3 protein-coding genes, 1 tRNA gene and 1 rRNA gene are annotated in these 9761 nt (G+C 69.4%); 1 reads left to right on the plus strand and 4 read right to left on the minus strand.

The genetic code is table 11. The features are described from left to right. Positions 1 to 32: 32 nt before the first annotated feature. Entirely contained in the window at positions 33 to 5558 is a 5526-nt protein-coding gene (locus ABTY62_RS27765; RefSeq protein ID WP_352132121.1) for a HAMP domain-containing protein, read from the minus strand. A 281-nt stretch (positions 5559 to 5839) separates the two neighbouring features. Here ABTY62_RS27765 and ABTY62_RS27770 point away from each other — a divergent pair, with 281 nt between their 5' ends. After that, positions 5840 to 8464, plus strand: coding sequence for a SpoIIE family protein phosphatase (locus ABTY62_RS27770; RefSeq protein WP_352132133.1), 2625 nt, complete (start codon positions 5840 to 5842; stop codon positions 8462 to 8464). Positions 8465 to 8551: 87 nt separating this feature from the next. Here the strand turns inward: ABTY62_RS27770 and ABTY62_RS27775 are convergent. The 3 genes from ABTY62_RS27775 to rrf all read right to left on the minus strand — a co-directional run bounded on the left by ABTY62_RS27775 (position 8552) and on the right by rrf (position 9614). Beyond that, positions 8552 to 8624, minus strand: a tRNA-Thr gene (locus tag ABTY62_RS27775). A 66-nt stretch (positions 8625 to 8690) separates the two neighbouring features. After that, positions 8691 to 9389 carry a DegT/DnrJ/EryC1/StrS family aminotransferase gene (locus ABTY62_RS27780; RefSeq protein ID WP_352132122.1) on the minus strand — a complete coding sequence of 233 codons (699 nt, stop codon included), beginning with the start codon at positions 9387 to 9389 and terminating at the stop codon, positions 8691 to 8693. 108 nt (positions 9390 to 9497) lie between these two features. Beyond that, positions 9498 to 9614 (minus strand): 5S ribosomal RNA (gene rrf, locus ABTY62_RS27785). Between the last annotated feature and the right edge of the window lie 147 nt (positions 9615 to 9761).

The following is a 9761-nucleotide window of genomic DNA, read 5'->3' on the forward strand; positions in this document are numbered from 1 at the left end:
CAGCAGCCCTGCGGCGCCGCCGTTCCCGCCGGTCACTCCGCGCCCATCCACTGTTCCATAACGGCGAGGAGATGATCCGTGTCGACAGGCTTGGTCACATAATCCGACGCACCGGCCTCGATGCTCTTCTCCCGGTCGCCCTTCATCGCCTTCGCGGTGAGGGCGATGATCGGCAGCCCGGCGAACTGGGGCATCCGGCGGATCGCGGCCGTCGTAGCGTAACCGTCCATCTCCGGCATCATGATGTCCATCAGGACGAGCACCACGTCGTCGTGCTGCTCCAACACCTCGATGCCCTCCCGGCCGTTCTCGGCGTAGAGCACCTGGAGCCCGTGCTGCTCCAGCACGCTGGTGAGCGCGAACACATTGCGGATGTCGTCGTCGACGATGAGCACCTTCTCGCCGTGGAACCCGCCCGACGGCTCCGGCGCGACCAGGTCCTGACCACCCAGCAGCCAGGGCTCGGGCGCCTCCGGCCGCCGCGCCACCGGACGGCGGCCCGGCCGGCTCACCGGCACCCCGCCGCCCATCGCCTCCTGCTCGGCCCGCTGACGGCGCCGGAAGCTCCCCGTGCCGCCGCGCGCCCGGTGCTGCGCCGCATGCGCGGCATGGGCCGCATGCGCCGCGTGGACCGCCGAGACGTCCCGCACGGCCTCCCGCGCCTCCGGGGCGCGATCCTCGCCCCCCTCCGCGCCGGTGTCCAGCACGGCCTCCAGGGCGAGCGCGCCGTCGCCGCCGGGGCCGAGCTGCGGATAGCCCTGGGGCGGCAGCTCGCTCGGGTGGAGCGGCAGGTACAGCGTGAAGGTCGAGCCACGGCCCGGCTCGCTGGCGGCGTAGATCTCGCCGCCGAGCAGCCGGGCGATCTCCCGGCTGATGGACAGTCCAAGGCCGGTACCGCCGTACTTGCGGCTGGTGGTGCCGTCGGCCTGCTTGAACGCCTCGAAGATGACCCGCATCTTGCTGGCCGCGATGCCGATACCGGTGTCGGTGACCGAGAACGCGATCATCTCGGCGTCCGGGTCGCGCAGCGCGCCGTGCTCCAGGAGCTGCTCCCGGATGCCGTCGGGCACATCCGCGCCCGCCGTCCTGATGACCAGCTCCACGGCCCCGGTGTCGGTGAACTTCACCGCGTTGGACAGCAGGTTGCGCAGCACCTGCAACAGCCGCTGCTCGTCGGTGTGCAGCGTCGCCGGCAGTTCCGGGGAGACCCGTACGGAGAAGTCCAGGCCCTTCTCCGCGGTCAGCGGCCTGAACGTCGCCTCCACATAGTCGACGAGCTGGATCAGGGCGATACGCGTCGGGCTGACGTCCATCTTGCCCGCCTCGACCTTCGAGAGGTCCAGGATGTCGTTGATCAGCTGAAGCAGGTCCGAGCCCGCGCCGTGGATGGTCTCGGCGAACTCCACCTGCTTGGGCGAGAGATTGCCGTCGGCGTTGTCGGCCAGCAGCTTGGCGAGGATCAGCAGGGAGTTGAGCGGGGTGCGCAGCTCGTGCGACATGTTCGCCAGGAACTCGCTCTTGTAGCGCATCGAGACGGCGAGCTGCTCGGCGCGCTCCTCCAGCACCTGCCGGGCCTCTTCGATCTCGGTGTTCTTGACCTCGATGTCGCGGTTCTGCCGGGCCAGCAGTGCGGCCTTCTCCTCCAGCTCCGCGTTGGAGGCCTGGAGCGCCTTCTGCCGGTTCTCCAGCTCGGCCGACCGCTCGCGCAGCTGCTCGGTGAGCTCCTGCGACTGCATGAGCAGCACCTCCGTCTTGGTGTTGACGGCGATGGTGTTGACGCTGGTGCCGATCATCTCGGCGATCTGGCTGAGGAAATCCTTCTGGATCTGGAGGAAGGGCTGGAAGGACGCCAGCTCGATCACGCCGAGGAGCTGGCCCTCGAACAGCACCGGAAGCACGATCACATTCGCCGGGGCGGCCTCGCCGAGGCCGGAGGAGATCCTCAGATAGTTCGGCGGCACCCGCTCGATCAGCACGGTGCGCTTCTCGACCGCGACCGTGCCGATGAGCGAGTCGCCAGGCCGGAAGGTCGTCGGCATGGTGCCCTTGGAGTAGCCGTAACTGCCGATCAGCCGCAGCTCGTACCCGTCCCCTTCGCCGTCGGCGCCGGCCTCCACGCCCTCGTCGGTCGGCACCGCCAGGAAGAACGCGCCGTGCTGCGCGGAGACCACCGGGGTCAGCTCGCTCATGATCAGCCGGGCGACGTCCGCCAGGTCGCGCCGCCCCTGCATCAGACCGGAGATACGGGCCAGGTTGCCCTTGAGCCAGTCCTGCTCCTCGTTGGCGAGCGTCGTCTCGCGGAGGTTGGCGATCATGGTGTTGATGTGGTCCTGGAGGACCTGGATCTCGCCCGCGGCATCCACATCGATCTTGAGATTGAGGTCGCCGCGGGTCACCGCGGTGGCGACCTCGGCGATGGCGCGCACCTGACGGGTCAGGTTGCCCGCCATCTCGTTCACGGACTCGGTCAGGTCCTTCCAGGTGCCCGCCACGTCCCGCACCCGCGCCTGGCCGCCCAGCTGACCCTCGGTGCCCACCTCGCGGGCCACCCGGGTGACCTGGTCGGCGAACGACGACAGCTGGTCGACCATCGTGTTGATGGTCGTCTTGAGCTCGAGGATCTCGCCCCGCGCCTCGATGTCGATCTTCTTCGTCAGGTCACCCTGGGCGATCGCCGTGGTGACCATCGCGATGTTGCGGACCTGCCCGGTCAGGTTGGACGCCATCGAGTTCACGGACTCGGTGAGGTCCTTCCACGTCCCCGAGACGCCGGGCACCCGCGCCTGGCCGCCGAGGATGCCGTCGGTGCCCACCTCGCGCGCCACGCGGGTGACCTCGTCCGCGAAGGACGACAGCGTCGTCACCATCGTGTTGACGGTGTCGGCGAGCGCCGCGACCTCGCCGCGCGCCTCGACCGTCACCTTCTTCGTCAGATCGCCGTTGGCGACCGCGGCCGAGACCTCGGAGATGTTGCGCACCTGAATGGTGAGGTTGTTCGCCATCAGGTTGACGTTGTTGCTCAGGTCCTTCCAGATTCCGGTCACGCCCGGCACCCGCGCCTGGCCGCCCAGCTGGCCCTCCGTACCCACCTCACGGGCCACCCGCGTGACCTGCTCGGCGAACGACGACAGCTGGTCCACCATCGTGTTCACGGTCGTGACGAGCTCCAGGATCTCGCCCTTGGCGTCGACCGTGATCTTCTTCGACAGATCGCCCTTGGCGACCGCCGTGGTCACCTCGGCGATGCTGCGCACCTGGGAGGTCAGATTGTCGGCCATGCCGTTCACGGACTGGGTGAGGTCCTTCCAGGTGCCGGAGACCCCCTGCACCTCGGCCTGGCCGCCCAGCTGGCCCTCCGTACCCACCTCGCGGGCCACCCTGGTGACCTCCTCGGCGAACGAGGACAGCTGGTCGACCATGGTGTTGAGGGTGTTCTTCAGCTCCAGGATCTCGCCCCGGGCGTCCACCTCGATCTTCTGCGACAGATCACCGCGCGCCACCGCCGTGGCGACCTGCGCGATATTGCGGACCTGAGCGGTCAGATTGCCCGCCATGCTGTTCACCGAGTCGGTCAGATCGCGCCAGACGCCCGCGACGCCGGGCACCCGCGCCTGCCCGCCCAGCCGGCCCTCCGTACCCACCTCGCGGGCGACCCTGGTCACCTGCTCGGCGAAGTCGGAGAGCTGATCGACCATCGTGTTGATGGTGTTCTTCAGTTCCAGGATCTCGCCCCGCGCGTCGACCTCGATCTTCTGCGACAGGTCGCCGCGCGCCACCGCCGTCGTCACCTGCGCGATCCCGCGCACCTGCGATGTCAGGTTCCCCGCCATGGAGTTGACGGAGTCGGTCAGGTCCTTCCAGGTGCCGCTGACGCCGTCCACCCGGGCCTGACCGCCCAGCCGGCCCTCGGTGCCCACGTCCCGGGCCATCCGCGTGACCTGGTCGGCGAAGGACGACAGCTGATCCACCATCGTGTTCACGGTGTTCTTCAGCTGGAGCATCTCGCCGGAGACGTCCACGGTAACCTTCTGCGACAGATCGCCGTTGGCGACCGCCGTCGTCACCTGCGCGATGTTGCGCACCTGTCCGGTGAGGTTACGGAACGCGGTGTTCACCGAATCGGTGAGATCCTTCCACGTACCCGCCGCACCCGGCACCTGCGCCTGACCGCCGAGTTCGCCCTCGACGCCGATCTCCCGCGCCACCCGCGTCACTTCGGCGCCGAAGGACTGGAGCTGGTCCACCATCGTGTTGACGGTGTTCTTCAGCTCCAGCATCTCCCCGGCCACATCGACCGTGACCTTCTGCGACAGATCGCCGTTGGCCACCGCCGTCGTCACCTGCGCGATGTCCCGCACCTGCGCGGTGAGGTTACGGAACGCGGTGTTCACCGAATCGGTGAGATCCTTCCACGTACCCGCCGCGCCCGGCACCTGCGCCTGACCGCCCAGCAGGCCCTCGGCCCCGACCTCGCTGGCCACCCGCGTCACCTCGTCCGCGAAGGTGCGCAGCGTCTCCGTCATGGTGTTGATCGTCTCGGCGAGCTGGGCGACCTCGCCGCGCGCGCTCACCGTCACCTTCTGCGACAGATCACCGTTGGCGACCGCCGTGGTGACCTGGGCGATCCCGCGCACCTGCGCGGTGAGGTTCCCGGCCATCAGGTTGACCGAGTCCGTGAGGTCCTTCCACACCCCCGCCACACCGGGGACCTTCGCCTGACCGCCCAGCTCGCCCTCGGTGCCCACCTCACGGGCGACCCGCGTCACCTCGGCGGCGAAGGACGAGAGCTGATCCACCATCGTGTTGACGGTGTTCTTCAGTTCGAGCATCTCCCCGGCGACATGAACCGTGACCTTCCGGGACAGATCACCCTTGGCCACCGCCGTGGTCACGAGAGCGATGTCACGTACCTGGGCGGTGAGCCGGGACGCCATCGTGTTGACGGACTCCGTAAGGTCCTTCCACGAGCCGGACATTCCACGCACCCGCGCCTGGCCGCCGAGCTTGCCCTCCGTACCCACCTCGCTGGCCACCCGCGTCACCTCGTCGGTGAACGCGGACAGCTGATCCACCAGGCCGTTGACCGTTCGGCCCACCTTGAGGAACTCCCCGCGCAGCGGATGCGCCGAACCGTCCGCCCCCTGCGAGCGCAGATCCATCCGCTGCTCCAAGTCGCCCTCGGCGACCGCCGACAGCACCCGGCCCACCTCGGACACGGGGCGCACGAGATCGTCCACCAGCGCATTGGAGGCATCGATGGCCGCGGCCCACGAGCCCTCGCACGCCCCCATCTCCAGCCGCTCCGTGAGCTTCCCCTCACGCCCGACCACCCGCCGCACCCGCGCCAGCTCGCCCGTGAGCTGGAGATTTCGGTCCGCGACCTCGTTGAAGACCGCCGCGATCTCGGACATCACCCCATCGCCCGAGACCGTCAGACGCTTGCGGAAATTCCCGTCCCGCATGGCCGTCATCGCCGTCAGCAGGCGGTGCAAGGCCGCCGTGTCCACTTCGGTCGTCCCATTGCTCCGGGACCGTCCGCCTTTCGCGCGCGTGCTCATGCCTCGCGTCGCAGCGCCAGACTCCACCGTGTCCCTCCCGCAGGGTCGACCATCGTCGTCGGGTTCTTCTTCCAGCTTGCCCAGTGTTTCACCCCGCCCCAACGAGGCCATAACAGTTCGGCACCATCGCACACCCCCCGAGAGCACACTCTGGGTGGAATCAACCCCCACCGGCATTCGCGGAAGCGGTCGAGGTAAGTAACCTGGCATCCGGCCAGGCATCGGAGGGGCGCTGCGACATGGGTGAGCAGATCGCCGAGACAACACGCATGAGGAGACCTGTGATCACCGCGCGGGCAGCCGCCACCTTCGAGCCGGTGGGACGCTCGGTCGCCTCCGCCCGTACCTTTGTCCGCGACACCCTCCAGGGATGGGGCCTCACCGACATCGTCGATGACGCCGTCGTCCTGACCAGCGAGTTGGTCACCAACGCGGTCGTCCACTCCGGCACCACCGCCGACGTGGTGTGCATCCGCGCCGACGGCGGCGCCCGCATCGAGGTCACCGACCGCTACCCGGAGCGCGAACTCCCGCTCCAGACCACCAGCTCCCCCATCGGCAACCCCGACCGCGAGGGCGGCCGCGGCCTGCTCCTGTGCGCCGCGCTCGCCTCCCGCTGGGGCGTCGAGTACACGGCCACCCACAAGCAGGTCTGGTTCCACCTCGAGTTCCCGGAACGCCCGGCCGGCACCCGCTCGGCCGGCCCCGCCCTGCCCACCAACGCCCTGCCCGTCACCGAAACCCGGATCCGCGTCGCGGTCACCCAGATCGACCGCACCGGCGTCATCAGCGCCTGGAACGAAGACGCGCAGGAACTGTTCGGCTACGCCCCGGAACAGATCGTCGGCAAGCCCCTCACCGACCTCGCGGCCTGGCCGCACACCCCCGGCACCGGCACCGGAGTCGCCGAGGCCCTTCAGCTCTCCCGCTGGGAGGGCTCGTACGGCATCAGGGGCGCCGACGGCCGCGTCATCCCCGTGTACGCCTCCCACCTCCGCGTCCGCGACGCCGACGGCGATCCGTCCACCGTCTGCCTGCTGGTGCGCGAGCGGGAGCGCGCGGTGCTCCAGAGCCCGCAGCGCGGCCCCGGGCCCGACGCCGCCGACATGGCCGAGCGCGGCACGGCCGCCGACGCCTTCGAGGTCTCCCTCGGTTCGCCCGCCCCCGACGACCTCGACGGGCTGCTCCAGCGCACCGTCGAGCGCGCCCGCGACATGCTCGACGGAGACGCCGCCTATCTGCTGCTCGCCACCGACGACGAGACCGAGTTGGAGGTCCGCGCCTCCACCGGGCTCACCTCGGCGCGCCAGCGCTTCGCCCGCGTCCCCGTCGAGGCCGGCACCGGCCGCTACGGCTCCGCCCGGATGCCCGCCGTCCACGAGGATCTGTCCGTCGTGCCCGGCGCCGTCCCGCTCCTCGCCAACACCGGCCTGCGCTCGGTCGTCACCGTCCCGCTGAAGGTCGAGGGCCGGCTCACCGGCTCGCTCGGCGTCGCCGCCGAGGCCCCCGCCCGCTACAGCAACGAGGAGGCGCTGCGGCTTCAGTTCGCCGCCGACCGCATCGCGCTCGCCGTCGAACGCGCCCGCCTCACCGAGCTGGAGCGGCTGCGCCGCAACTCCCTCTCCTTCCTCGTCGAGGCCTCCGATCTGCTCGCCGGAACCCTCGACCGCGACCAGACGCTCGCCCTCATGGCCCAGATGACCGTGCCCACGCTGGCCAACTGGTGCGCCGTCTACACCGTGGCCGACCCCGCCTCCGACCCCGAGCTCTCCTACGTCCTGCACGAGGACGAAGAGCGCATCGACGGTCTCAAGGCCCTGCTGACGAAGATCGACCCGCCGGAGCAGGTCCGCACCGGCGGCGCCCGCCTGTGGACCGCCCCCTCCCAGGCCGCCCACGCCGCGGCGCTGCGGACCTCACTGCGCGGCCTCAGCCTCGGCGACGCCGCCCGCCCGTCCTCGGGCCCCAGCGCCTCGCTCGCCACCGCCTCGGCGGTCGGCGGCGAGACCGTGGTGCTGCCGCTGGTCGCCCGCAACCGCGTCATCGGCATGCTCACCCTCGGCAAGTCCACCGACGGCCACTTCCGCCAGGAGAACCTGGAACTCGCCGAAGACCTCTCCCGCAGGGCGGCCCTCGCGCTCGACAACGCCCGGCTGTACTCCGAGCGCACCGCCATCAGCCAGTCCCTCCAGCGCAGCCTGCTGCCGCCCGAACTGCCCGATGTCTCCGGCGTGGAGGTCGAGGTCATCTACCGGGCGGCGGGCGAGGGCAACGAGGTCGGCGGAGACTTCTACGACCTCTTCCCGATCAGCGACGGCGCGTACGGCTTCGCCATCGGCGACGTCTGCGGCACCGGCCCGGAGGCCGCCGCGGTCACCGGCCTCGCCCGGCACGCCCTGCGACTCCTCGCCCGCGAGGGCTTCGGCGGCCCGGCGGTGCTGGAGCGCCTCAACGCCGCCATCCTCGACGAGGGCGCCCGCAGCCGCTTTCTGACGCTCCTTTACGGGGAGCTGTGGCCCCAGGAGGACGGCAGCGCCCTGCTGAAGGTCGTCTGCGCGGGCCATCCGCTGCCGCTGCGGCTCCGCCAGGACGGCACCGTGGAGGCCGCTGCCGAGCCCCAGCCGCTCCTCGGCGTGATGGACGACCTCGAACTGTACGAGCAGACCGTCACCCTCGCGCCGGGCGATGTCCTGCTGTGCGTCACCGACGGCGTGACCGAGCGCCGCGAGGGCAGCCGGATGCTCGGCGACGACGGCCTCATCGACGTACTGACAACCTGCACGGGTCTTACGGCGGGCGCGGTGGCCTCCCGAGTGCTGCGCGCCGTCGAGCGGTTCGCGGCCCAGCCGCCGTCCGACGACATGGCGATTCTCGCCATGCGCGTGCCCGAGCCGCAGGACTCCTGAGCAACCCTCAGAAACCATCCGGGACATGACCCGAGACATGACTAAGGCCCCCGCCGATCGGCGAGGGCCTTGCGTCGTGAAATGGAGAGCCCCAATACGGAATCGAACCGTAGACCTTCTCCTTACCATGGAGACGCTCTGCCGACTGAGCTATTGGGGCGCGTCGACGGAATAAATCATACCCCGAAGATCAGGGTGCTCCGTACCGCCGCCCCAATGGCCGCGGTCAAGCCGCCACCTGGAGAACCCCGCCGAGCGCATTGCAGGCGGAGACCACACGCTGCAACTCCCGCCGGGACATAGTCGCGTCGACGGGCAGCGCCAGACATTCATCGGCGGCCCGCTCGGTCTCCGCGAGCCACAAATCCCGCCGGAACCGCGCGGTGCGATGAGCCGGCGTCTGTACGGGGACATGGCACACCACACCGCGGGAACGCAGCGTGCGGGCGAAGGCGTCACGGTCCGGCCTGCCATTGCCCGGCACACGCACCACGTACTGCTGATAGGTGTGCTGGGCTCCCGGAGCCACCCGCGGAATGACCACGCCGCGCAACTTCCCGTCCAGATAAGCCGCGTTCGCCTGCCGGCGCAGTATCTCCGAGGCCGGCTCGGGCCGCGCCCCGTACTCGATGACGACCAGACCGTGCCGTCGGCCGAGTTCACCGAGGCGGACCATGTCGGCGGGGTGTCCGAAGGTGTGCACCGCGATGATGGCAACGGTCTGGGGCGTGAGCGCCTCCGCGACCGCGGCCGGGTCTATGCAGAAGGTATTGGCCTCGATGTCCACGAACACCGGCCGGGCCCCGGCCAGCAGCACCGCTTCCGCGGCCTCGGCGGTGCCGTACGACGGCACCACCACCTCGTCACCCGGTCGTACGCCCGACCTGGTGAGCTCTTGCAACAGCTCGTCCGCAGGAGTCCCCATGACTGGCATCGTGCCCAGGCAACATGAACACCGAGTGGCCCGCAGCGCAACAAAAAGAGAGCTCTGTCGGGAAACAAAGTTCCTGACAGAGCTCTCTCTGTAAAAATTGTTCGGCGGCGTCCTACTCTCCCACAGGGTCCCCCCTGCAGTACCATCGGCGCTGAAAGGCTTAGCTTCCGGGTTCGGAATGTAACCGGGCGTTTCCCTAACGCAATGACCACCGAAACACTATGAAGAAAACAAACCGGCAACAACACAGTTCGTTACTTCAGAACCTACACAGTGGACGCGAGCAACTGAGGACAAGCCCTCGGCCTATTAGTACCAGTCAACTCCACCGGTCACCCGGCTTCCATATCTGGCCTATCAACC

Origin of the sequence: Streptomyces sp. NPDC097640 (assembly GCF_040302705.1) — a bacterium.
GTDB lineage: Bacteria > Actinomycetota > Actinomycetes > Streptomycetales > Streptomycetaceae > Streptomyces.